Below are 22,656 nucleotides of genomic sequence, written 5' to 3'. Positions count from 1 at the left end.
GCGAGCGGCCGGCCGTTCAGATCAGCCGCAGCTCGCGCGCCCGCCGGACCGCCTCACGCCGGCGGGTCGCGTCGAGCTTGCGGTAGATGTTGCGGACGTGGGTCTTCACCGTGTTGACCGAGAGCGACAACTCGCCGGCGATCTCCACGTTGGACAGGATGCTCTGCAGGTACCGCAGGATGGTCAACTCTCGCTCGGTGAGCGGCTCGTCGAGCGAGCCCGCCGACTCGGCCGGTGGCCGGGCCGTGATCTGCTCGGCGCCCCGAACCAGGTCACTGACCAGCGAGAAGTGTGCGGTACCCGCATCCAGGTGCGCCGCCAGCAGGTCCCGTACCGGCGGTTCGGCCCGGGTGAACACCCGCCGGCAGCCCTGCGGGCCGGCGAGGTCGAGCACCTGCTCCAGGATCCGTCCGGCCCGGCGCCCGTCTCCGCCCCGCTCGGCCAGCACCGCGCCCAGCAGGCCCGCGTCCAGGCGTACCGGCAGGGGCCACGTCGCGGCCGGCGGCGCCTGCCAGTCCGGCAGCGCGCGCCCGGCCGCGCCGATGTCGCCGGACCGCAGCTCCACCCGCGCCAGCGTCACCGCGAGCGCGGGGTCGGCCGGGTCGTCGGCGACACCCGCCAGCAGGTCGCGGGCGGTCTCCAGGTCGCCCCGCTCGGCCCGCAGCTCGGCCTCGGCGGCCCGCAGCAGATTCGCCAGCTCGGCGGCGGCCGGCGGTTCGGTCAACGACTCCCGGGCCCGCACGAGCAGCCGCTGGCCTGCGGCCGGGTCACCGGCGTCGCGGTGCAGGTACGCCCGGCAGAGGGCGGCCACCGCCGCCGCCACCGGCTCGGTGGGCGGCTCCGCCGACCAGTCGCCCCCGGAGTCCGCTCCGAAGGAGCCGGCCGGGCCGGTCGCCGGGGCGGCGAGCGCGAGGTTGGCCGCGGCCTCCTCGGGCTGGTCGCGGTGCAGCGCCACCACCGCCAACGCGAGGTGGGCGTAGGCGCAGTCGAGGCGGCAGGACCAGCCCCGGCTCGGCGGCATGCCCAGCGCGTCCCGGGCCGCCTGTTCGGCCGCGCGCAGGTCACCACGCATCGCGAGCAGCAGTGCGGAACGGCTGGCGCCGACCAGCTCGGTACGCGGCCGGCCGGCCTCGCGGGCAGCCGCCCGGGCCCGGACGAACCGGGCGTCAGGCAGCGCGCCAGCGGCCAGCTCGACGAGCCCCAGGGCGGTGCCGGTGAACGCCCGCAGGTCCGCGTCCTCGGCGGCGCTGCCCGTACCCGGGGCCAGCGCATGGTTCGGCGCGGCGTTCGACCCCCCGCTCCGCGAGGCACTCGGCACCCCGGTCGGCACGGCGCCGGCCGGGCGGGTCCGCAGCAGCCGGGCGGCGGCGGCCCGGACCTCGGCCGGATCGCCGGCGAGCCGCGCCAGGGTCAGCTCCAGCGCGGTGGCCAGCCGCAGGAACCGGTCCCGGCGCGGCACCGGCAGGCCGTCGGCGTACCCGGCGGCGGCACGCAGGTGGCCGGTGGCGGCCGGCAGATCACCGGCGTACGCCCGCTCGGCGGCGCAGGCCAGCGCCACCTCCGGGTCGGCGCGGACCACCTCCGGTGGCGGGGACGGCGGAGCCGGTCCGGTCACCGGGTCGACGTCGTACCGGGTCAACTCCGGCCAGTGCGCGACGAACAGGTCGCCGGCCCGGTCCCACCGGCCGGCGGCCAGCGCGTGCCGCAACCCGTCAACCGGGCGTCCGTCTCCGGCGTACCAGTCAGCCGCCCGCGCGTGCAGCTCACGCAGCTCGTCGGCAGGCAACCGGGCCAGCTCGGCCCGGAGCAGGTCGGCCAGCAAAGGGTCACAGCGGTACCACGGCGGCCGGCCCTCCTCCCGGTGCAGCAGACCGCCCGCGCCGGCCAGGTCGGCCAGCGCCCTCCCGGCATCGGCGCGACCGGTCAGCGCCCCGGCCAGGTCCGCGCAGACCGTCTCGGCGAGGGCGGTGCGACGCAGCAGGTCCCGGTCGGCCGGATCGATCGCGGCGAGCACCTCCTCCTGCAGGTAGCCGGCGATCTCCGGTTGGTCGCCGCCGAACTGTCGCACCCAGCGTTCCGGATCGGGCTGCCCCCGCAACGCCAGCGCGACGATCCGCAGCGCGGCCGGCCATCCCCCGGTGCGCTCGCGCAGCCGTCGTAGGGCGGCGGCCGGCAGCGGCGCCCCGTGCGCGGTGAGCAGGTCGGCCACCTCGTCGTCGGTGAAGGCCAGCTCGTCCGGGCCGATCTCGGTCAGCTCGCCGGCGAGACGGAGCCGGTGCAGGGCCAGCGGCAACCCGGCCCGGGCCCCGACCACCACATGCAGCCGCTGCTCGGCGTGCCGGAGCAGGAACTCAAGCCCGGTCAGCGCCGCCGGGTCGGCGACCCGGTGCAGGTCGTCCAGGACCAGCAGCACGGGTCGCTCCAGGCCGGCGAGAGCGGCGGCCAGCAGCTCCAACTGGTCGGGGCGCGGCGGCCGGTCGGGCACCGGCGCCGCCGGGCCGTCGTCCGCCGGCCCGGTCGCCGCACGCAACGCCGCCGCCAGGTACGCCCAGAGCCGGTCGCCGTCGTCGCCGGCCTCCACCGACACCCACGCCGGCCCCGGGCCGTCCTCGGCACCGCCGGCCAGCCGCACCCAGGAGGCGAGCAGGGTGGTCTTGCCCCAGCCGGCGGGGGCGGAGACCAGGGTGACCGGTCCCGCGCTGCCCTCGTCGAGCCGACGCAGCAGGCGGGGCCGGGCCACCACCGGCTCCGGTGGCACCGCCGGGGCCAGCCGGGATGCCAGCAGCGGCGGGTCCGCCGGGTGCCCCGGTGCCGTGCCGACCCGTACGCGATCCTGCTCCTCCGGCACCCGGCTCCACCCCCACGAACGCGTTCCACCCCCCGGTCGGCGAGCGGTTACCCGGCGCGGACGCGTTCACCCCTTCGGGGCGAGCCCGCTTCACCCGGTCCCGACCGACGATCGGGGGACGTGGACGGAAAGGACGGGTGGGACCGATGCGACCGCTGGTACGGGTGGGAGTCACCCTCGGCGGCGCGGCGTTGACCGGGGCGGCGAGGCTGCTCCGCGTACGCCGGCGGCGCCACCGGCCCGGCGCGCGCGGCGACCCCGCCGCGCCGGCCCGGTGGGAGGTCGTGACGGTGGGTCGGCCGCCCGAGCGGGTGCTCCCCGACGGCCGGTGGCCGGAGCCGCTGCGCCGCCTGGACGGCGCGGTCGAGGTGCGGGTCCGGCCGGCCCCGGGCGGCCGGGGCACCGAGTTGGCCGCCCGCCCCCTGGCCGGTGCCACTCCGCGGGTCGGGCTGGCCGCGCACCTGGTCGGCGACGATCCGGGTCTGCTGGTCCGCCGGGCGCTGCGCCAGGCCAAGCAGCACATCGAGGCCGGCGAGGTGCTGCGCGCGGACCGGTCCGCGCTGGACCGCCCCCGACCTGGCGGGTGATCCGGTCCAGATCCACCGCGCTCACGATCTGCCACGCACGGCAGCGGATGGCAGACTCTGGGGATGGCTGGGGAGCGGACGTACGACGTGGTGCTGTTCGGAGCCACCGGGTTCACCGGGGGGCTGACCGCCGAATACCTGGCCCGGCACGCGCCGTCCGGGCTGCGGTGGGCGCTGGCCGGCCGCAACCAGGGCCGCCTCGCCGCCGTACGGGACCGGCTCGCCGCGATCGACCCGACCCTGGCCGCGCTGCCGCTGCTCAGCGCCGACGTGACCGACGCCGACTCGCTGCGCGCGGTGGCGGAGAACGCCCGGGTGGTGGCCAGCACCGTCGGCCCGTACATCCACCACGGCGAACCGCTGGTCGCGGCCTGCGCCCGGGCCGGCACCGACTACCTGGACATCACCGGCGAACCGGAGTTCGTCGATCTGATGTACGTCGCCCACCACGCCGAGGCGACCCGCACCGGCGCGCGGCTGGTGCACGCCTGCGGGTTCGACTCCATCCCGCACGACCTGGGCGTCTGGTTCACCGTCAAGCAGCTGCCCGCCGGCACGCCGATCACCGTGGACGGTTACGTCCGTGCCGGCGGCAAGTTCTCCGCCGGCACGTACCAGTCCGCGCTCACCGCGTTCTCCCGCACCGCGCAGGCCAGCCAAGCCGCCCGGGATCGCCGGGCCGTCGAGCCGCGTCCCACCGACCGCCGGGTCCGGGCGGCGCCGGGCCGGCTGGGCCGCTCGGCGGAGCTGGGCATCTGGACCGTACCGCTGCCCACCATCGACCCGCAGGTGGTACGCCGCTCGGCGGCGGCCCGACCGGAGTACGGCCCGGACTTCCGGTACCGGCACTTCGCCGCGGTGAAGCGGCTGCCGACCGTGCTGGCCGCGGCCGCCGGGCTCGGCGCGCTGGTCGGGCTGGTGAAGCTGCCGCCCACCCGGCGCTGGCTGCTCGGCCGGCTCGCGTCCGGGCACGGGCCCACCCCGCAGCAGCGGGCGGCATCCTGGTTCCGGGTCCGGTTCGTCGGCACCGGCGGTGGGCGCCGGGTGGTCACCGAGGTGGCCGGCGGCGACCCGGGCTACGACGAGACGGCGAAGATGCTCGCCGAGTCGGCGCTCTGCCTGGCGCTCGACGAACTGGCGCCGACCGCCGGCCAGCTCACCCCCGTCGCCGCGATGGGCGACGCGCTGCTCGACCGGCTCATCCGGGCCGGGCTCACCTTCCGGGTCCTGAAGCAGGAGGCCGCGCGGCAGGTGCCCGAGGCCGCCGACCGGACGGCCGCCGCGCCGGACGCGGGGGCGGCGGCTTGACCCTCGACCCGGTCGAGGGGGCAGGATGCCGGTCGTGGAGAGCGACCTGCACAGCATCGGTGAGCTGGCCCGGGCCAGCGGCCTGACCGTCAGCGCGCTGCGCTTCTACGACTCGGCGGGGGTGCTCGAGCCGGCCCTGGTCGACCCGGTGACCGGCTACCGCTGGTACACCGACGAGCAGATCCCCCCAGCCCGGCTGGTAGCCGGGCTGCGTCGGGTCGGCATGCCCGTGCCGGAGATCGCCGCGGCGGTACGTGCCGAGCCGGCGGCGGTGCACCGGCTGCTCGACACGCACCTGCGCCGACTGGCGGACGGGCTCGCCGACGCCCGCCGGGAGGTCGCCCGCCTCCGGGCCCTGGTCGACCCGGCGCCGCCGGCGATCACCACGCTGCTGCTCGCCCCCGCCGAACTTGCCGCCGCCGTCGACGCGGTGCGCTTCGCCGTCGGCCGCGACCCGGAGCTGCCGGTGCTCACCGGCGTGCTGGTCGACGTGGAGCTGGACGGCGTCCGGCTCGTCGCCACCGACCGGCACCGGCTCGCGCTGGCCCGGGCCGGGGCGGCCGTCGACGGACCACCGGTGCGGGTGCTCGTCCCGGTGGACCTCGTCGACCGGTTCCGGCCGCTGCTCGACCCCGCCGACACCCGGCCGGTGCGGCTGACCGTGGCCGGCGCGGAGGTGCGGGTCGCCGTGGCCGGCCGGACGCTGACCGGCGCCGCCCTGCCCTACGACTTCCCGGACTACCGGCGGCTGCTGCGTGAGGCCGTCGGTGAGCGACCGGCCGCGCGCCGGATCCCGGTGGACGTGCCGGCGCTGCGGGCCGCCCTGACCGACCCGGCGGCCCCGACGGTGGACCGCGAACACGACGGAACGCGGCTGGCGGTCACCGTGCTCGGCCTCGACGAGCGGGGCGGTCTGCGCCTGGTGCCCACCGCCGGGTCCGACCCGGTCGGCGGGCTGCGGGTCGGGGTGAACGGCGCGTACCTGCTGGACGCGCTGGACGCGGCCGGCGGGTCGCAGCTGGTCCTGGAGCTGGACGGGCCGATCGCCCCGCTGGCCGTACGCCGCCCGGACGACGCGGACACCTTCTCCGTGCTGATGCCGATCCGGCTCTGAACCCGCCGTCTGATTCCGCGCGGTGGGCTCGCGCTCCCCGACCCGAAGCGAACGGGGCGCGACGGTAGCATCTGTTGGTCCACCTGACCCCGGACGGAGGCGTACGGAGCAGCATGCTCGACATGGAGTTGATCCGGAAGGATCGCGAGGCGGTGGCGACCGCGCTGGCGAAGCGACTGGATCCCGCCGAGGTCAACCTGGCCCTGGACGAGATCCAGCGGCTCGACCAGGAACGCCGCGCCCTCATCACGGAGATCGACGCGGAGCGGCAGCGCCGCAAGGCGGAAGCCCGGGCGTACGCGCAGGCGAAGCGTGCCGGCACCGAGCCGCAGGTCACCGCACCGGAGGCGGAGCGCAAGCAGCTCGCCGAGCTGGAGTCCCAGTTGGACGAGGTGCAGGCCCGGCTGCGGGACGCGATGAGCGAACTGCCGAACCTGCCCAGCGAGGACGTCCTCCCCGGCGGCAAGGAGGCGAACCGGGTCGTCAAGACCTTCGGTGAGCCGCCGGCCATCGAGAAGGTCCGTGACCACGTGGAGCTGTCCCGGGCGCTGGGCCTGGTCGACTACGAGCGCGGCGTCAAGCTCGGCGGCTCCGGCTTCTGGCTCTACACGGGGGTCGGCGCGCGGCTGGAGTGGGCGCTGCTGAACTACTTCATCGACCAGCACATCAGGGCCGGGTACGAGTTCCTGCTCCCGCCGCACCTGCTGCTCGACTCGGCCGGTTTCGCCGCCGGGCAGTTCCCCAAGTTCTACGACGACGTCTACCACCTGGACCGGGAGTCCGCCCCGCGCGGGCAGTTCCTGCTGCCCACCTCGGAGACGGCGATCCTCGGCGCGTACCAGGACGAGATCCTGGACACCACGAAGCTGCCGTTGAAGGCGTTCGCGTACACCCCGTGCTACCGGCGCGAGTCGGCCGGCTCGCACTCGGACGAGCGCGGCACGGTGCGCGGGCACCAGTTCAACAAGGTGGAGATCTTCCAGTTCACCCTGCCGGAGCAGGCCGACGCGGCGCTGGAGGAGATGCTCGCCCACGCGGAGAGCCTGGTGGAGGGGCTGGGCCTGCACTACCAGCGCACCCTGCTCTCCGCCGGTGACGCCAGCGCGTCGATGAAGAAGACCCTCGACATCGAGGTGTGGATGCCGAGCACCGGCAAGTACAAGGAGGTGTCGTCGGTCTCCTGGGCCGGCGACTACCAGGCCCGCCGGGCGGCCATCCGCTACCGCGAGCCGGGCGGCAAGCAGACCCGCTTCGTGCACACCCTCAACGGCTCGGCGCTGGCCACCAGCCGGCTCTTCCCGGCCATCCTGGAGCAATACCAGCAGGCCGACGGCTCGGTGCTGATCCCCGAGGTCCTCCGCGACCGCATGGGCACCGACCGTCTGACCCCGCTGCGCTAGCCGATCCGTTCGACGGGGGCCGGGTCCACCCCGGCCCCCGTCGGCGTATCCGGCGGTGCCGTCGCACGCTCGGCCACCACGTTAGGAAGGGACCCTTCCTCTACCGCAGGCGTTAAGAAAGTGCCCTTCCTAACGCGCACGCCCACGCCCACCGCGGCGAGCAGGACGAGGGCGGCGAGCAGCGCCGCCGGGCCGAGTCTGTCGAGGGTGTCGGCGAGGGCGTGCTGCACCTGGGCGGCCACCCGGATCACCGGGTCCTGCAGGGCGTCGCGACGGCCGGCGGCCAGCCGCAGCTCGTACCAGCCGTACCAGGCGACGTACCCGCCGGTCAGCAGCAGCACCAGGCCGCTGAGCCGGGGCACCAACGCGCCGGCGACGCGCAGCCGGGCCACCAGCCCGTCGCGCAGCAGCGCCACGCCGAGCGCGGCGACCGCGACCACCAACCCCATCCCGAGGGCGTACGCGCCGAACAGCGCCAGCCCGCGGCCGGTCGAGCCGGCCTGGAGGCTGGTCACCACGATGGCCAGGAACGGTGCGATGGCGCAGCCGAGCGAGGCCAACGCGTACGCCGCGCCGAACAGCGCCATCGACGGCCAGGAACGGGTCAGCCGGGGCGCCCGGGCCGACCAGCCGGGGGCGGGCAGCCGCCGGCCGGCGAGCAGCCAGCACCCGGCCGCCACCAGCAGCAGCCCCAGCGCCACGGTCAGCCACGGCAACCGGGGCCGCAGCCAGCCGGCCAGCGGCGCGAGCGCGAGGCCGAAGGCGCCGAAGACCAGGACGTACCCCAGGGTCAGCCCGGCCGCCGCGGTGAGCGCGCGGCCGACCGCGCCGCGGGCGTCCGACGCCCCGGCGACCAGCAGCGAGAGGTACGCGGGCAGCAACGCGAAGCCGCACGGGTTGACCGCGCCGAGCATGCCGGCGGTCAGCGCGAGCAGCAGCGGGGCGGTCACGCCCCGGCCAGCGCGGTGACCCGGGCGGTGAGCGCCTCACCGTCCAGGAAGCCCTGGTGGACGACCTTGCCGTCCCGATCGATGATCAGGAAGGTGCTCTGCTCGGTCACCTTGAACCGACGCCACAGCGCGCCGGCGCGGTCGTCGATCTGCGGCGTCCCGGCAAGCTCGAACTCGGTGACGAAGTCCTTCATCGCCCGCTGTTCGCCGAGGCCCGCGACGCCGACGATCGGCACGGTGTCCCGGAAACGGGGCGCGATCTCGGCCACCGTCCAGGCCTGGCTGGCGCAGGTGGCGCACCACGGAGCCCAGAACCACAGCACCACCGGGCGGCCGGCCAGCTGCGCCGCGTCGAACGCGGCGCCGGTGAGGGTGGTTCCGGTGAAGCGCAGGGTGTCCGGGACCCGCGCCGGAGTCGGGGCGGCGGTCGGCGAGCCGGTCGCGGCAGCGGTGGTGGCGGCGGGCGCGGTGCCGGCGGCCGCCGGTGGCGGGGCGGCCGTACCGCTGCAGGAGACCGCGCCGAGCAGCGCCGCGACCAGCGCGGCGGCGGTGCCGGCCCGACGTGGTCCCCTCCGTGCGTGCCAGCTGCGCATCCGCGTCTCCCTCCACAGTCGTTAGGAAGGGCCCCTTCCTATGCACCAGGCGTTAAAAAGGTGCCCTTCCTTACTCGGCCTTCGCGAGTCGGAGGGCGAGCTCCGGGCAGAGCTTGACCGCCTTCAGCGCGCCCTCCCGCAGCCAGGTCGGCACCGGGGTGGGCGGGAAGGCGGGGTAACCGTTGGCGTCGAGCCGGATGAAGTCGGGCACCACGTGCGCGCAGAGCCCGTGCCCGTCACAGCGCGACCAGTCCAGGGTGAGCTTCTGCGGGTTCCCGTCGGGGGCGCCCGGCAGCCCCATCACGCCCTTGACCCGCCGGCCACAGCCGTCGCCGGTGCTGTGCAACCGCAGGTCGTCGGCGAAGACCTCGATCGCGGACAGGGCGAACCGGGCGGTGCCGTCCGGGTGGCTGCACGCACCGCGCCCCTTCACCTCACCGGCGGCGGCCCGCACCACGTCCGCCGGTTGGCTGCCGGCGACCGCCAGGTCCACCGCGCGGGCCAGGTCGGGCAGGCCCATCTTGCACGGTCCGCACTGGCCGGCGGACTCGCCGGCCAGGTAGCGCACCACCTGGGCGGCCTCACCGAGCGGGCAGGTGTCGACGCCGAGCGGGACGATGATGCCCGCGCCGAGGGTGCCGCCGACCGCGGCCAGGCCCTTGCGGGAGACCTCGGCCTTCTCCGCCGCCTCCGGAGTGATCCACTTGCCGTGGTAGCCGCCCATCAGGATGCCCTGGACGTCCGGGACCTCGCACAGGTCGAGGACGTCGCGCAGCGGCATGCCGGCGGTGCACTCCACCACGGCCGGCCGGGCCGCCGCGCCGGTCACGGTGAGCAGCACCGTGCCCGGCTCGTCGTCGGTGCCGAGCGCCGAGTACTCGTACGGGCCGAGTCGCGCACCGACGGCGAGCTGGGCGTACGTCTCGGCGTTGGACAGCAGGGTGGGCAGACCGCTGACCCCGGAGTCGCTGGAGCGCTTCTTGGTACCGGGCGGGATGTGCGGCAGCCCGTTGATGCCGTTGACCAGTGCGCCACCCTCGCCGGAGATGAACCGGTGCGGCACGGTGACGATAGTCGTCGGCACCGGCATCCGGCGCTCCTCCAGCGCCTCCATCAGCGAGTCCCGGCCGACCCCGTCATCCGCCACACCGATCACGATCTCGTCGGCGTCCAGCGCGTACGCGGCCAGCGCCGCGCCGTCGAGGATCAGGTGCGGTGCGCGGGTCAGCAGCACCTTGTCCTTCCAGCTGGCGGGCTCCCCCTCGGTGGCGTTGACGACCACCACTGCGGCGAGGTCCTGCCGTTCGCAGGACTCCAGCACCGCGCGCAGCTTGCGGGCGAACGGGAAACCCGCCCCGCCCTTGCCCTTGAGCTGCATGCCTTCGGCGAGCCTGAGCAGCTGGGCGGGCTCCATCGGGCCGATCAGCCCGTGCACCTCGTCGTGCGCGGCCAGGTCCAGCCGACCGAACTCGGCGAACCCGGCGGTGAGCCGGGGCTCACCGACGCAGGCCACCGGAGGCACGGTCGTACGCATCACTTCGCCTCACCCCGCAGCCCGGCCCAGTACGCCCCGTCCACGGCGTCGGCGCTGGCCTTGCGGCGCTTGGACCGGCTCTCGCCGGAGGCCCGCCGCGCCCGGCGAGACGCCAGGTCGACCAGGGTGGGGGTGTCGTCGACGGGCGGCGCGACGTCCTCCGGCAGGTACCGGGCCGGCGGGCGCCAGTAGTCCGGCTCCTCCGGCAGGTCGTCCTCAACGCTGTGCCGGCCGCTGCCGCTGCGCGGCGCCGCGGAGATCGGCCCAGCGGAGATCGGCTCCGCAGAGACCGGGCCAGCCGAGATCGGCTCCGCGGCCTGCCACCGCCGCGGGCTGTCCCACGGCTCCTCGGGCTCCTCCGCCGTCCGTCGGGGCGGGGCCGAGTACCGGCTGCCGTCGTCCTCGGCGCGGGACCGGCGGGTGGACCGCTCGGCGACCGGCTCCTCGACCGGCGCGCTGCCCCGCCGCCGCCGGGTCGGGGCCGCCTCGTCCCGGTCCCGGGTGCGCTCGCCGCGGCGCCGGGCCGCCGGCTCCAGTTCCTCCTCGTCGCGCCGGCGGGGCTCGTCCACGTCCCGCCGGGTCGACCGGCGGGCCGCCGGCTCCAGCTCGTCGCGCCGGCCGCGCGCGGCCCGTTCGGTGCCCCGGCGGGCCGCTGGCTCCTCGTCCCGCTGGCGCCGGCTGGGCCGGGCGGGCTCGGTGAGCGAGCCCGGTTCGGGCACCACCGGCACGGTGAACCGGTCGGGGTCGCGGGGCCGGGCGGTGGCCGGTGCGGCCCACGTGGCGGTGGTGGTCTCCGCCCAGGCGGGACGCTTCTCCGCGCCGGTGTCGCGGCGACGGCTCAGCCCGGTCCGCAGCGACCGGCCGCGGCCCTCCTCGCTGGTCCGGCCGGCCATCGCCGCGTTCCGCACCGCGGCCTGGTGCTGCTCGCGGCTGCGCCGGCCGATGGTGACCGAGAGCCGGACCAGCAGCGCCAGCACGACAAGCAGGACGCAGCCGAGATAGCTGAACACCACCCAGGACTTCGCGGCCCGGCCGGCGTTGAGGCCGTGGAACAGGGCGAACGGCCAGGCGACGTACGCCGTGGAGTGCAGCGCGCGCCACAGCCACTTCGGACCGACGTCGGCGAAGCGGGCGCGGATGATGCCGGTCCAGATCACGCTGACCATCAGCAGGGCGGCCACCGTGCCGAGCCCGACGTAGAGCCCTCCGCCGCCGACGAACGGCACCAGCGCGTCGGTCGCCGCCGCCCGGCCGGTGGCGATCTTGGTGAGCACGTGGAAGAGCAGTCCGGAGACGCCGAGCACACCGGTGGCCCGGTGCGCCGACTGCAACAGCACCCGGTGCGCGATGCGCAGCACGAGGCGGTCGGTGGCGAGCAGGCCGAGCATGACGGTGAGGCTCAGCGACACCAGGGCGATCACACCGGCGAAGAACTCGGTGAAGAAGAACCCGTAGGCGTACGCCTTCTGACCCGCGCCGGTCAGCATGGTCGCCGCCCAGAGCGCGGCGAGGGCCGACGCGATCAGCAGGGTGGTCGCCGACCGTGACCGGGTTCGCACCCCCCGACTGCTGGCGCTGGTCCGGACGGGGGGCGCCTTCTGGTTCAGCTTTGCCCGGGCCATCTGCTCCTCGATCGTCTCGCGGCGGCGCACCACCGGCCGACCCTGCTCCCTCATCCAGTACGGACCGAAGGGGCGCGCGGATCACCCTGGGATGGAAATTTCTGGGCCGGATCGAACCAACCGGCACCGGGACGCGTGTAGCGGGGACCGCCGGGGCGCGGAGCCGCCACGCGACAGGGCGGAAAGGGCAGTGATAGATGTCCATGCGTTGACAGTGCCTGCAACACGCTTGTAACCTTTCGGAAAATTTCAGTCGTGGTTGCAAGATTCCGGCAACCGGTCTGCTCCCCCCGCCGCACCACCACCCCCATCCCCCGTCAGGAGTCCCGATGCACCGACGTCGAAGCGGCTCAGCGATCCTCGCCCTCGGCCTGCTTGCCAGCCTGCTCCTTCCCACCACCGTGACGGCTCCCCCGGCCGTCGCCGCCCCGTCCGGCGGCAAGAAGGTCATCGTCCAGCTCTTCGAGTGGAACTGGCCGTCGGTGGCCAGCGAGTGCCAGAGCACACTCGGGCCGAAGGGCTACGGCTACGTCCAGGTCTCGCCCCCGCAGGAACACGTGCGGGGCAACCAGTGGTGGATGGCGTACCAGCCGGTCAGCTACCGGATCGAGTCCCGCAAGGGCACCCGGGCCCAGTTCCAGTCGATGGTGAACACCTGCCACGCGGCCGGGGTCAAGGTGATCGTCGACGCGGTCATCAACCACATGTCCGGTCAGGACAACGGCGGCACCGGCTGGGCCGGCTCGTCCTACTCGCACTACGACTACCCGGGCATCTACCAGACCCAGGACTTCCACCACTGCGGCCGCAACGGCGGCGACGACATCGCGAACTACAACGACCGGTACGAGGTGCAGAACTGCGAGCTGGTCAACCTCTCCGACCTGAAGACCGAGTCGGACTACGTCCGTACGAAGATCGCGTCGTACCTCAACGACCTGCTCTCCCTCGGCGTGGACGGGTTCCGGTTGGACGCCAGCAAGCACATGCCGGCGGCCGACATCGCCGCGATCAGGGGCGAGCTCTCCCGCTCCGCGTACATCGTGCAGGAGGTCATTTACGGCGCCGGCGAGCCGATCCAACCGACCGAGTACACCGGCAACGGTGACGTGCACGAGTTCCGCTACGGCAAGGACCTGGCCCGGGTGTTCCGCTCCGAACGGCTGGCGTACCTGCGCAACTTCGGCGAGGGCTGGGGGCACCTGCCCACCGGACCGTCCTCGGTGTTCGTGGACAACCACGACACCCAGCGCGACGCGGGCGGGGTGCTCACGTACCGGGACCGTGGGATCTACGCCCTCGCGAACGCCTTCATGCTGGCCTGGCCGTACGGCTCGCCGACCGTCATGTCCAGCTACACCTTCAGCAACCGGGACGCCGGCCCGCCCTCGGACGGCGCCAACAAGACGCTGAACACCACCTGCTACTCCGGTTGGGAGTGCGAGCACCGCTGGCCGGTGATCGCCAACATGGTCGGCTTCCGCAACGCCACCGAGGGCGCCGGCGTGGCCAACTGGTACGACAACGGCAACAACCACATCGCGTTCAGCCGCAGCGGCAAGGGTTTCATCACGGTCAACGACGAGGACTCCGCGGTGAACGGGCGCTCGTACTACACGGGGCTGCCCGCCGGCCGGTACTGCGACGTCATCCACGGCACGTACGCGGGCGGCACGTGCAGTGGCCCGGTGATCACGGTGGACGGTAACGGTTGGTTCGCCGCCAACGTGCCCGCGCACGACGCCGTGGCCATCCATGTCGGCGCGCGCGTCTGAGCACCGCAAGGAAGGTGCCCTTGTTATCGCCTTTTGTATAGCAAGGGCACCTTCCTAACAGGTCCGATACAGTGGTTTCGTGCCGTTTGACCGAATGACCCCGTCCCGTCGCCGGGGCGGCTGGGTGGCCGCCGCCGTCGCCGTGGCCGCGCTGCTGATCGCCGCGCTGCTGGTCGGCCAGGCCCTCACGCCGCGCTCGACGACCACCGACCGACCTGTCGCGGCGGCGCCCGATCCGACGCCGAGCAGCATCGAGCAGAGCCCCGAGGAACCGGTGCCGTCGGCGGCGCCCGCCCCGGACGGGCTACCGGTCGTCGACTACGACCCCGCCCCCAAGGGGTTTCCCGCCGATCCGGCCACCATGGACACCACGCCCCTGACCGAGGGTGTGCACCCGACCCGGCGGATCGCCGCGTACGACGCGCCCGGCGGACGTCCGCTGGCCTTCCTCGAACCGACGCTCGCCGGTGTCGAGCTGACCGTGCCGATCGCCGAAGAACGCCTCGGCTGGACGGCCGTCCTGCTCCCGTCGGCCAACCGGCGGCTCGCCTGGCTGCCGTCCGGCGGGTTCGACACCGTGGCCCTGCGCGACCAGATCGTGGTGGAGCGCAAGGTGCACCGGCTCACCTGGTACCGGGCCGGCAAGGCGGTGCGCTCCTGGCAGACCAGCCTCGGGCAGGAAGGACAGGAGACCCCGCTCGGGCGGACCTTCATCCTGGGCCGCACCCCGCCACCGCAGGACGTCTACGGCGGGGTGGACATCTACGCCCTCGGCTCGGTGCCCGACGACCCGAAGTCGGTGCCGACCGGGCTGCGTGGCGCGCACATCGGGCTGCACACCTGGTACCACGACGGCGAGCTGGGCGAGAGCACCACCAACGGCTGCATCCGGGTCACCCGCAGCGGCCAGCGGGAGCTGCTCGCGGAGGTCCGCCCCGGCAGCAGCCTGGTGGTCGTCGACCAGCTCCCCACCCCGCCGCCCACGGCCTGAGCGAACGCCGCTCACGGCCTGAGCGAACGCCGCTCACGGCTTGAGCGAACGCCGCTCACTCGCCGACCAGCCAGCCGTTCCGCTCGGCGATGCGGACCGCCTCGGCCCGGTTGCGGGCGCCGGTCTTGCCGATCGCCGCCGAGAGATGGTTGCGCACCGTCCCGTCGGACAGGTGCAGCTCCCCCGCCAGGTCGGAGACGGTGCCACCGGCGCGGGCCGCCCGAAGCACCTCGGTCTCCCGCTCGGTCAACGGGCTGGCACCGGTGGCCAGGGTCTCCGCCGCCAGCGTCGGGTCGACCACCCGCAGGCCGGCGTGCACCCGACGGACCGCCTCGGCGAGTTGCCGGGCCGGCGTGTCCTTGACCACGAAGCCGTTCGCGCCGGCCTCCATCGCCCGACGCAGGTAGCCGGGCCGACCGAAGGTGGTCACCACCAGCACCCGGCAGGCCGGCAACGCGGCGCGTAGCGCGGCGGCGGCGGCGATCCCGTCCAGGCCGGGCATCTCCACGTCCAGCAGAGCCACGTCGGGGGTGGTTCGGAGTGCCTCCGGCACCACCTCGTCGCCCCGGCCGACCTCGGCCACCACGGTCAGATCTGGCTCCAGCGAGAGCAGCGCGGCGAGCGCGCCACGGACCAGCGCCTGGTCGTCGGCGAGCAGCAACCGGATCGGCGCGCCCGGCGCGGGCGTACCACCGGTGGGGCCGCTCACCGGGCCCCCGCCGGCGCGTGTACCCGCAGCAGGAAGCCGGTTCCGTCCGGACGGCGACCCACGGACACCACGGCGTCCAGCCCTCGCGCCCGCTCCCGCAGACCGACCAGCCCGTGCCCGGAGACGTCGGAAGTGGACGGACCCCGGCCGTCGTCACTCACCTCGACCCGGTCCGGGTGCACCCGGATCGTGCAGCACCGCGCCTCGCTGTGCCGGACCACGTTGGTCACCCCTTCCCGAACCGTCCAACCGAACAACCGGTCCCACTCGTCCGGCAGCGCCGGCACCTCGCCCGGCAGCTCCGCGGCGATGCCCGCCGCGGCCAGCGCGGAGCGGGCGCCCGCCAGCTCCCTGGCGAGGGTCACCTCGCGGTACGCCCCGACCGTCTGCCGCACGTCCGCCAGCGCCGCCCGGGCCAGGCACTCCACCTCGGCGATCTCGGCGGCGGCCCGGTCCCGGTCCACCTCGATCAGCCGGCCGGCCAACTCGGCCTTGATCGCCACCACCGTCAGCGAGTGCCCGAGGATGTCGTGCAGGTCGCGGGCCGTGCGGACCCGCTCCTCGGCGACCGCGAGCCGGCGGATCTCCTGCTGGGCGGCCTGCAGCTGACTGTTGCGCTGGGCCAGCCGGGACACCCCGAACATGGCGAACGAGGCGAGCAGCACCGCGAAGACGATGGTGTTCTCGGCCTCCCACCCCGGCACCAGCCAGGACGCCAGCACCGGGGTCAGCGCGCAGAGCGCCACGGCCAGCGACGCCCCCCGGCCCGGCAGCAGGAACACCGCCGCGGCGGCCACGTAGACCAGGGTGACCAGCCAGTCCCCACCGGCGCCCGGGATGCTGGCCAGGCCCACCAGGAGCAGTAGCAGCAGCCCCGCCCGCGCCCGGCCCACCGGGATCGGAGTGAGCGACTCGCGCAGCTGGCGGGCCCACTGGAACAGCAGCACGTAGCCGACGCCGAAGGCGAGCAGCGCGGCCACGCCGACGACCCGCCGCCAGGGCTGTGGCTGGTGCAGCGTGGTGGCGAGCGGCACGTTGAGGAAGAACAGCCACACCGCCGCCAGCAGCCAACCGGTGAACCGCCAGTGGCGGCTCGCCGGCCGGGGGTGGCCTGTCGAGAGATCCATCGGGTCCACGCTAACGGTCGGAGCGGTCAGACCCGAGCGGTGTCCCGGCGGAACAGCCGGGCCGCGCCGACGCCGAAGACCAGGGCCCAGCAGGCGATGTTGGCCACCGCGGCCATGCTCACCCCTTCACCGGTCAGCGGGGCGCGGGACAGCTCGCCCACGCCGTACACCGGGGTGAACCGGGCGACGTGCTGGAGCACGTCCGGCAGCACCTCGAGCGGGACGAAGAGTCCGCCGAACATGGCCAGCACGGCCAGGATCGGGCCGATGAACTGCATGACGTTCTCGGCCGGCACCAGATAGCCCATGAAGAGGCCGAACGCGGCGAAGACCAGCGAGCCGACCCAGGCGGCGAGCCCGGCCAGCAGCCAGACGTGCATCGGGATGCGGACGCCGGCGGCGGCGCCCACCAGGAACTCGACGACGACCGCGAGCAGGCCGAGGGCCATCGCGGTGATCAGCTTGGTGGCCACGTACGCGGTCGGGCGCAGCGGGGTGAGCCGCAGCTGCCGGCTCCAGCCCAGCGCCCGCTCGGTGGCCACCGCGCCGCCGGCGCTGGTGGTCGCCACCATGGCCGCGTAGACGGCCAGGCTGATCATCACGTACGCGGTCACCGGGCGGCCGTTGTCCAGCGACTGCCCACCCTGCGGCAGGCCGAAGATGAGGAAGAAGACGCCCGGCATGATCAGTGTGAACGCGAGCGTGCGGCGGTTGCGCAGCACCCTGCGCAGCTCGATGCGCAGGACGGCCGGGGCGAACCCGCCCAGGGCGGGCAGCCGACGGTCCGGTTCGGTGGGCCGGTCGGCACGGGTGGCGGCGGGGGTGGCCGGCAGGGTGGTCATCTCAGGCTCCGGTGTGCTCGGTGGTCAGGGCGAGGAAGGCGTCCTCGAGGTTGCGGGAGGTGATCTCCACGTCCCGGGCCGCGGTCCGGGTGAGCAGGTGTCGGGCGATCGCGTCCGAGTCGCCAGTGCGCACCAGCACGCTGTCGCCGCGTACCTCGACGGCGTCCACACCGGGCAGCGCGGCGAGGGCGGCCTGGTCGGCACCGGGCAGGGTGGCCCGGACGGTGCGGCCGGCGGCCAGATTCTTGATCTCCGCGGTGGTGCCGTCGGCGACGACGCGCCCCTGCCGGACCAACACGATCCGGTCGGCGTACGCGTCCGCCTCATCCAGGTAGTGGGTGGCGAAGATGACGGTTCGTCCGGCGCGCGCGTCGCGGCGCAGGGCCTGCCAGAAGTCCCGTCGACCCTCGACGTCCATGCCGGTGGTCGGCTCGTCGAGCACCATCAGATCCGGGTCCGGCAGCAGTGCGAGCGCGAAGCGCAGCCGCTGCTGCTGGCCGCCGGAGCAGCGTCCGACCACCCGGTCGGCGATGTCGGCGATGCCGGCCCGCTCCAGCACCTCCGTCACCGGGCGGGTGTGCCGGTAGAAGTGCGAGGTCATCTGGACGGTCTCACCGACGGTGAGGTCCTTGAGCAGCCCGCCCGTCTGGAGCACGGCGGCGACCCGGCCCCGGGCCACCGCGTCGTCCGGGGTGCCGCCGAGGAGGCGGACCGTGCCCGCGTCCGGACGGGCCAGCCCGAGCAGCATGTCGATGGTGGTGGTCTTGCCCGCGCCGTTGGGGCCGAGGAACGCCACCACCTCGCCGGGCTGCACCCGCAGGCTCAGCCCGTCGACCGCGGTGACGGCGCCGAAGGTCTTGGTGAGGCCGTCGAGTTCGACGGCCGGGTGCGTACTGGTCATGTCAGCCATGCTCCGGCCGCGCGGGGTGCGGTACCCGGAGCGGTCGTCACGTTCCGGCCGTGACATTTGTCAGGGGCCGTCCGGGCGACACGGAGCGTGACGCCCGCAGGAGCGGGTAACCGCCGGGCCGGACGCCGCGACAGGGGGAACGCGATGGGTGCCACGCCGCAGGGCCGAACCGACACGATCGTGCTGATCCACGGGCTCTGGATGACCCCCCGCAGCTGGGAGGGTTGGGCCGAGCGGTACACCGCGCGCGGCATGCACGTCATCGTCCCCGCCTGGCCCGGGATGGACCGGTCCGTCGAGCAGTTGCGCGACGATCCCCGGCCGATCGCCGAGCAGAGCATCGCCACGATCGTCGCGCACTACGATCGGATCATCCGGGCGCTGCCCCGACCGCCGATCATCATGGGGCACTCGTTCGGCGGGCTGATCACCCAACTCCTGGTCGACCGGGGGCTCGGCTCGGCGGCGGTGGGAGTGCACCCCGCGCAGGTGAAGGGGGTGCTCAAGGTGCCCCTGAGTCAGCTGCGCTCCGGCTTCCCGATCCTGCGCAGCCCCGCCAACCGGCACAAGGCCGTCCCGTTCACCCAGGACGACTTCGCCTACACGTTCGGCAACGCGATGAGCCGCGAAGACTCCGACCGGGCCTGGCAGCGCTACGCCGTCCCCGGTGCGGGGCGGGTGTACTTCGAAGGCGCGTTCGCCAACCTCGACCCGCGCTCACCCGCCCGCGTCGACGCCGGGCGCGACGACCGCGCGCCGCTGCTGCTGATGGCCGGCGAGGTCGACCACGTGGTGCCGCCGTCGGTGGTCCGCGCCAACGCCACGCTCTACCAGAAGTCCCGGGCGCTCACCGCGTACCAGGAGTTCCCCGGCCGGTCACACTTCACCGTCGGACAGGACGGCTGGGAGCCGATCGCCGACTACGCGCTGGACTGGGCGCTACGGGCGGCTGCGCTGCCCCGGGAGGCGACCATCGCCAGCGAGAGCCCGCGCCGCTGACCTTGCACAGCGCCGGCGGGCTCTCGAGCGCATGGGCGGGCCGAGCGCGGGTAACGGGGAGAAATGAGGGCGAGCTTCCGGCTTGGCCGGATCGCGGGTGTACCGGTCGGCGTCAACTGGAGTGTCCTGGTCATCTTCGCGCTGATCGCCTGGGGGCTGGCGGCCAATCAGTTCCCCCGGTCCTACCCCGACCGCTCGCCCGTGGCGTACACCCTGGCGGGGTTGGCCGCGGCGGTGGTCTTCTTCGTCGGCCTGCTGGCCCACGAGGTGTCGCACGCGATCGTCGCCAAGCGCAACGGCCTGCAGGTCGGGGGCATCACCCTGTGGCTGTTCGGCGGGGTGGCCGAGCTGAAGGGCGAGCCCCGCGACCCGGGCGCGGAACTGCGGATCTCCGGGGTCGGCCCGCTGGTCAGCCTGCTGCTCGGAGCCTTCTTCGGCGTCATCGCCGCGCTGCTCGCGCTGGCCGGGCAGGGTGGCCTGCTGCTCGGGGTGATGGCGTGGCTGGCCGGTATCAACGTGCTGCTGGCGGTCTTCAACGTGCTGCCGGCCGCGCCCCTGGACGGCGGGCGGCTGCTGCGCGCGGCCGTGTGGAAGGCCACCGGTGACCGCACCCGGGCGTCGGTGGTCGCCGCTCGGGCCGGCTGGGTGCTCGGCGCGCTGCTGATCGGTCTCGGGCTGTGGCAGTTCCTGTCCGGGGTGGGCTTCGGCGGGCTCTGGCTGGCGCTGATCGGCTGGTTCCTGATCGGGGCCGCCGGGATGGAGGAGCGGCAGGCCCGCACCGGCAGCGCGCTGCGCGGGATCCGGGTCGGCGAGGTGATGACCCCGCAGCCGCAGACCGCCTCGGCGGAGATGACGGTCGCCGACTTCGTCGACCACTACCTGTTCGCGTACCGGCATTCGGCGCTGCCGCTCACCGACGACGGCCGGCCGACCGGCCTGGTGACCCTGGACCGGGTGCGGGGCGTACCGGCTGACCGGCGGGCGTCGACCACGCTGGCCGAGGTGGCCTGCCGGGCCGACCAGCTGGTCCTCGCCCAGCCCGGCGAGGAACTCAACGACCTGCTCCCCCGGCTCAGCGAGTGCGCCGACGGCCGCGCCCTGGTGGTCACCGACGGCCGGCTGGTCGGCATCGTCTCGCCCAGCGACATCAGCCGCGCCGTCCAACGCGGCACCCTCCGCACCAACCAACCCACGCCGGCCGCACCCCGCTGATCAGCGGGGGAAGTAGGTGTCCAGTTCGGTGGTGCGGAACTTGCCCGTCGGGTCGAGGTGGGCCAGTAGGGCGGTGAAGTCCGCGTACCGGGGATAGCGGGCGGTCAGCGCGGCCGGATCGATGGTGAAGACCTTGCCCCAGTGCGGACGCGGCGCGAACGGCGTCAGCCGTTCCTCCACCGCCCCCAACACGGGGGCCACCGCGACCGGGTCGCCGATCCAGGTGAAGTGCACGGCGATGCTGTCCCGGTGGTGGTTCGGGCTGAGCCACAGCTCGTCGGCCGCCACCGTACGCAGCTCGCACACCTGGAGCACCGGAGCGATCAGGTGCGCCACGTCGTCCAGGGCGGCGAGGGCCTCGGCCGCGGTTGCCCGTGGCAGGTGGTACTCGGACTGGAGCTCGTCCCCGCTACTGGGGGTGAACCCGAGCTTGAAGTGCGGCAGCCGCTCGTGCCACGGGCCCGGCGCACCGAGCTGCTCGGTGCAGTTCTCCGCCGGCATCCCGAGCACCGGATGGCGCGGCTCGTCGGCGGCGGTGGTGCCGAGCCAGTCCGCCGGGGGCGGCGGCTGGTCCGCCCGCTGCTTGCGCCACACCTCGCGCAGTCGCGGTCCGCGCCAGTCGGTGAACACGCTGACGCTGTACGCCGATCCGAGCGCCTCGTCCAGCGCCTCCCGGGGCAGGTCGAGCCGCACGTACTGGCGCAGCTCGAAGGCCGGCACCACGTCCAGGGTGACCCGGGTGACCAGGCCGAGCGCGCCGAGCCCGACCACCATGCCGGCAAACGTGTCCCCGTCGGTGTCCCGGTCGACGCGCAGCAGGTCGCCGTCGGCGGTGACCAGTTCCAGGGCGGCGACGGAGGTGGCCAGGTTGCCGTGGGTCTGACCGGAGCCGTGGGTGGCGGTGGCCACCGCCCCGGCCACCGAGATGTGTGGCAGCGAGGCGAGGTTGGCCAGCGCGTACCCCTGGGCGTGCAACTGCTGGGCGACGTCGCCGTAGCGCAGCGCGCCGGCGACGGTGACCCGTGCACGCTCGGCGTCCACCTCGATCGCCGGAGGCAGCCCGGCCAGGGTGACCAGGTCGCCGGTCGTGTCCCCGAACCGGTTGAAGGAGTGCCCGGTGCCCACCGCCCGGATCCGGGAGCTGGCGGCGACCAGCCGACGCAGCTCGTCGGTGGAGGTCGGCCGGTGGAACGCCCGCGCGGCGTAGCGCACGTTGCCGGCCCAGTTCCGACGCGGCGCGTCGACCGTGGCGGCCGAGGGGCCGCCCTGTCCCGGTGCGATCACGATGTGGTCTCCCGATCGGTGGACGGGTGGTCGGCCAACGCGGCGACGAGGGCGTCCAGCGCCGGGTCGGCCTGGAGTCGGGTGTAACCGCGCTGGGCGATCGGCAGGCCGACCGCGCGGGCTCGTTCGATCTCCACGCGGGCCGCCAGCCGGGTCTGGGCGTCCCCGGACACCAGGGCGTCCTGGCCGCGCCGGATCAACTGGTCGACCTGGTCCATCCGGTAGCCGCGCAGGCTCGCGGTGAGGTCCGGCTCGGTGAAGGCGGCGCGGCGCAGCGCGGGCAGGTCCACGAACCGGTCGCCGGCGTAGCGGGTGAGCGCGGCGGACACCTGCTCCGGCTGCTCCCGGACCTGGTCGAGGACGAGCAGCTCGATGGCTGGCCGGCCGTCGACGGGATGGCGGGCGGTCACCGGTGGCCCGAGCGTCACACCCGGCACGGGCACCAGGAGCAGCCGTGGCGGCACCGGGCGGCCGTCCCGCCGGGGTGGCTCGTCGAGGACCAGCGTGTCCACCTCGGCCCACCGGATCGACCGGCGCAGGCCCGGTCGCCGAATGGTCAGCCCGTCCGCGCCGATCCCGAACCGGAACGGCCGCAACGCGCTGAACAGGGCCACGACGCCGAGCGCGACGGCGCCCACCGCGATGATCGTCCGTAGCAGGGCGTCGTGACGGGGCATCGCCAGCAGAACCACCCCACCGAGTACGCAGACCAGGGCGAGCACCAGGGCCCCCCGACTCCGGCGCAGTTCCACGCTCGGACCCCCGTTCATGACCGTGGCGTCGGTCCCAGCATCGTCCGACAGACCGGGAGCCAAGGACACCGGACGATCGGGCACGGTTGTTCTCGCCAT

The 22,656-nt window shown here is 74.5% G+C and carries 19 protein-coding genes; 8 read left to right on the top strand and 11 right to left on the bottom strand.

Annotation, left to right across the window (positions count from 1 at the left end; translation table 11 throughout):
• Positions 1 to 16: 16 nt before the first annotated feature.
• Complete coding sequence (locus ACWD6N_RS06765; protein WP_354965478.1) at positions 17 to 2,848, bottom strand: LuxR C-terminal-related transcriptional regulator; 2,832 nt, start codon at positions 2,846 to 2,848, stop codon at positions 17 to 19.
• Positions 2,849 to 2,994: 146 nt separating this feature from the next.
• On the opposite strand from ACWD6N_RS06765, the gene ACWD6N_RS06760 reads away from it, so the two are divergent.
• The 4 genes from ACWD6N_RS06760 (at position 2,995) to serS (ending at position 7,257) form a co-directional block, all read left to right on the top strand.
• Positions 2,995 to 3,435 (top strand): hypothetical protein, encoded by a 441-nt coding sequence (locus ACWD6N_RS06760; protein WP_387323743.1) that lies wholly within the window; start codon positions 2,995 to 2,997, stop codon positions 3,433 to 3,435.
• Between the two features lie 63 nt (positions 3,436 to 3,498).
• Positions 3,499 to 4,743: a saccharopine dehydrogenase family protein gene (locus ACWD6N_RS06755; RefSeq protein WP_354965480.1), complete on the top strand. Its 1,245-nt coding sequence runs from the start codon at positions 3,499 to 3,501 to the stop codon at positions 4,741 to 4,743.
• 25 nt (positions 4,744 to 4,768) lie between these two features.
• A complete protein-coding gene (locus ACWD6N_RS06750) occupies positions 4,769 to 5,857 on the top strand; it encodes a DNA polymerase III subunit beta family protein (RefSeq protein ID WP_354965481.1) in 1,089 nt (362 codons plus the stop codon).
• Between the two features lie 113 nt (positions 5,858 to 5,970).
• Positions 5,971 to 7,257 carry a serine--tRNA ligase gene (gene serS, locus ACWD6N_RS06745; protein WP_354965482.1) on the top strand — a complete coding sequence of 429 codons (1,287 nt, stop codon included), beginning with the start codon at positions 5,971 to 5,973 and terminating at the stop codon, positions 7,255 to 7,257.
• On the opposite strand, the gene ACWD6N_RS06740 is transcribed toward serS, so the two are convergent.
• From ACWD6N_RS06740 to ACWD6N_RS06725, 4 genes are all read right to left on the bottom strand, one after another.
• A complete protein-coding gene (locus ACWD6N_RS06740) occupies positions 7,254 to 8,171 on the bottom strand; it encodes a cytochrome c biogenesis CcdA family protein (protein ID WP_387323979.1) in 918 nt (305 codons plus the stop codon). The two genes, serS and ACWD6N_RS06740, sit on opposite strands and share 4 nt — an antisense overlap.
• A gap of 32 nt (positions 8,172 to 8,203) precedes the next feature.
• Complete coding sequence (locus ACWD6N_RS06735; RefSeq protein WP_354965484.1) at positions 8,204 to 8,800, bottom strand: redoxin domain-containing protein; 597 nt, start codon at positions 8,798 to 8,800, stop codon at positions 8,204 to 8,206.
• A 70-nt stretch (positions 8,801 to 8,870) separates the two neighbouring features.
• On the bottom strand, positions 8,871 to 10,337 hold the full coding sequence (locus tag ACWD6N_RS06730; RefSeq protein ID WP_387323738.1) for an NADH-ubiquinone oxidoreductase-F iron-sulfur binding region domain-containing protein: 1,467 nt from the start codon (positions 10,335 to 10,337) through the stop codon (positions 8,871 to 8,873).
• Complete coding sequence (locus ACWD6N_RS06725; protein ID WP_354965486.1) at positions 10,334 to 12,010, bottom strand: hypothetical protein; 1,677 nt, start codon at positions 12,008 to 12,010, stop codon at positions 10,334 to 10,336. Before ACWD6N_RS06725 ends, ACWD6N_RS06730 begins: the two co-directional genes overlap by 4 nt.
• A 275-nt stretch (positions 12,011 to 12,285) precedes the next feature.
• Here ACWD6N_RS06725 and ACWD6N_RS06720 point away from each other — a divergent pair, with 275 nt between their 5' ends.
• Positions 12,286 to 13,731, top strand: a complete 1,446-nt coding sequence (locus ACWD6N_RS06720) for an alpha-amylase (protein ID WP_354965487.1) — start codon at positions 12,286 to 12,288, stop codon at positions 13,729 to 13,731.
• Between the two features lie 79 nt (positions 13,732 to 13,810).
• On the top strand, positions 13,811 to 14,722 hold the full coding sequence (locus ACWD6N_RS06715; RefSeq protein ID WP_354965488.1) for a L,D-transpeptidase: 912 nt from the start codon (positions 13,811 to 13,813) through the stop codon (positions 14,720 to 14,722).
• 55 nt (positions 14,723 to 14,777) lie between these two features.
• Here the strand turns inward: ACWD6N_RS06715 and ACWD6N_RS06710 are convergent, their stop codons facing one another.
• From ACWD6N_RS06710 to ACWD6N_RS06695, 4 genes are read right to left on the bottom strand one after another with little or no spacing between them, the layout of a single operon-like run.
• On the bottom strand, positions 14,778 to 15,431 hold the full coding sequence (locus tag ACWD6N_RS06710; RefSeq protein WP_450004531.1) for a response regulator transcription factor: 654 nt from the start codon (positions 15,429 to 15,431) through the stop codon (positions 14,778 to 14,780).
• Complete coding sequence (locus ACWD6N_RS06705) at positions 15,428 to 16,558, bottom strand: sensor histidine kinase (RefSeq protein WP_354965490.1); 1,131 nt, start codon at positions 16,556 to 16,558, stop codon at positions 15,428 to 15,430. Before ACWD6N_RS06705 ends, ACWD6N_RS06710 begins: the two co-directional genes overlap by 4 nt.
• Before the next feature lie 26 nt (positions 16,559 to 16,584).
• Positions 16,585 to 17,400, bottom strand: a complete 816-nt coding sequence (locus tag ACWD6N_RS06700; protein ID WP_354965491.1) for an ABC transporter permease — start codon at positions 17,398 to 17,400, stop codon at positions 16,585 to 16,587.
• A 1-nt stretch (position 17,401) separates the two neighbouring features.
• Positions 17,402 to 18,301, bottom strand: coding sequence for an ABC transporter ATP-binding protein (locus ACWD6N_RS06695; protein WP_354965492.1), 900 nt, complete (start codon positions 18,299 to 18,301; stop codon positions 17,402 to 17,404).
• A gap of 153 nt (positions 18,302 to 18,454) precedes the next feature.
• Here ACWD6N_RS06695 and ACWD6N_RS06690 point away from each other — a divergent pair, with 153 nt between their 5' ends.
• Entirely contained in the window at positions 18,455 to 19,309 is an 855-nt protein-coding gene (locus ACWD6N_RS06690; RefSeq protein WP_354965493.1) for an alpha/beta hydrolase, read from the top strand.
• Positions 19,310 to 19,372: 63 nt separating this feature from the next.
• Positions 19,373 to 20,521: a site-2 protease family protein gene (locus tag ACWD6N_RS06685; protein ID WP_354965494.1), complete on the top strand. Its 1,149-nt coding sequence runs from the start codon at positions 19,373 to 19,375 to the stop codon at positions 20,519 to 20,521.
• Here ACWD6N_RS06685 and ACWD6N_RS06680 read toward each other — a convergent pair whose 3' ends face one another.
• A complete protein-coding gene (locus ACWD6N_RS06680) occupies positions 20,522 to 21,805 on the bottom strand; it encodes an FAD-binding protein (protein ID WP_354965495.1) in 1,284 nt (427 codons plus the stop codon).
• Positions 21,802 to 22,575: a hypothetical protein gene (locus ACWD6N_RS06675; RefSeq protein WP_354965496.1), complete on the bottom strand. Its 774-nt coding sequence runs from the start codon at positions 22,573 to 22,575 to the stop codon at positions 21,802 to 21,804. The genes ACWD6N_RS06680 and ACWD6N_RS06675 overlap by 4 nt, the downstream gene beginning before the upstream one ends.
• Positions 22,576 to 22,656 lie beyond the last annotated feature (81 nt).

The organism is Micromonospora sp. NPDC005163 (genome assembly GCF_053599835.1).
Note: the sequence above shows the minus strand (reverse complement) of the source record. Positions and strands in the feature narration are given on the sequence as shown.

Excerpts from the sequence above, each read along its gene's own strand:
- ACWD6N_RS06695 (WP_354965492.1), bottom strand. The coding sequence starts at position 18,301 with ATGACCAGTACGCACCCGGCCGTCGAACTCGACGGCCTCACCAAGACC.
- ACWD6N_RS06675 (WP_354965496.1), bottom strand. The coding sequence starts at position 22,575 with ATGAACGGGGGTCCGAGCGTGGAACTGCGCCGGAGTCGGGGGGCCCTG.
- ACWD6N_RS06700 (WP_354965491.1), bottom strand. The coding sequence starts at position 17,400 with ATGACCACCCTGCCGGCCACCCCCGCCGCCACCCGTGCCGACCGGCCC.
- ACWD6N_RS06740 (WP_387323979.1), bottom strand. The coding sequence starts at position 8,171 with ATGCTCGGCGCGGTCAACCCGTGCGGCTTCGCGTTGCTGCCCGCGTAC.
- serS (WP_354965482.1), top strand. The coding sequence starts at position 5,971 with ATGCTCGACATGGAGTTGATCCGGAAGGATCGCGAGGCGGTGGCGACC.
- ACWD6N_RS06760 (WP_387323743.1), top strand. The coding sequence starts at position 2,995 with ATGCGACCGCTGGTACGGGTGGGAGTCACCCTCGGCGGCGCGGCGTTG.
- ACWD6N_RS06750 (WP_354965481.1), top strand. The coding sequence starts at position 4,769 with ATGCCGGTCGTGGAGAGCGACCTGCACAGCATCGGTGAGCTGGCCCGG.
- ACWD6N_RS06720 (WP_354965487.1), top strand. The coding sequence starts at position 12,286 with ATGCACCGACGTCGAAGCGGCTCAGCGATCCTCGCCCTCGGCCTGCTT.
- ACWD6N_RS06735 (WP_354965484.1), bottom strand. The coding sequence starts at position 8,800 with ATGCGCAGCTGGCACGCACGGAGGGGACCACGTCGGGCCGGCACCGCC.
- ACWD6N_RS06690 (WP_354965493.1), top strand. The coding sequence starts at position 18,455 with ATGGGTGCCACGCCGCAGGGCCGAACCGACACGATCGTGCTGATCCAC.
- ACWD6N_RS06685 (WP_354965494.1), top strand. The coding sequence starts at position 19,373 with ATGAGGGCGAGCTTCCGGCTTGGCCGGATCGCGGGTGTACCGGTCGGC.
- ACWD6N_RS06755 (WP_354965480.1), top strand. The coding sequence starts at position 3,499 with ATGGCTGGGGAGCGGACGTACGACGTGGTGCTGTTCGGAGCCACCGGG.
- ACWD6N_RS06705 (WP_354965490.1), bottom strand. The coding sequence starts at position 16,558 with ATGGATCTCTCGACAGGCCACCCCCGGCCGGCGAGCCGCCACTGGCGG.
- ACWD6N_RS06725 (WP_354965486.1), bottom strand. The coding sequence starts at position 12,010 with ATGAGGGAGCAGGGTCGGCCGGTGGTGCGCCGCCGCGAGACGATCGAG.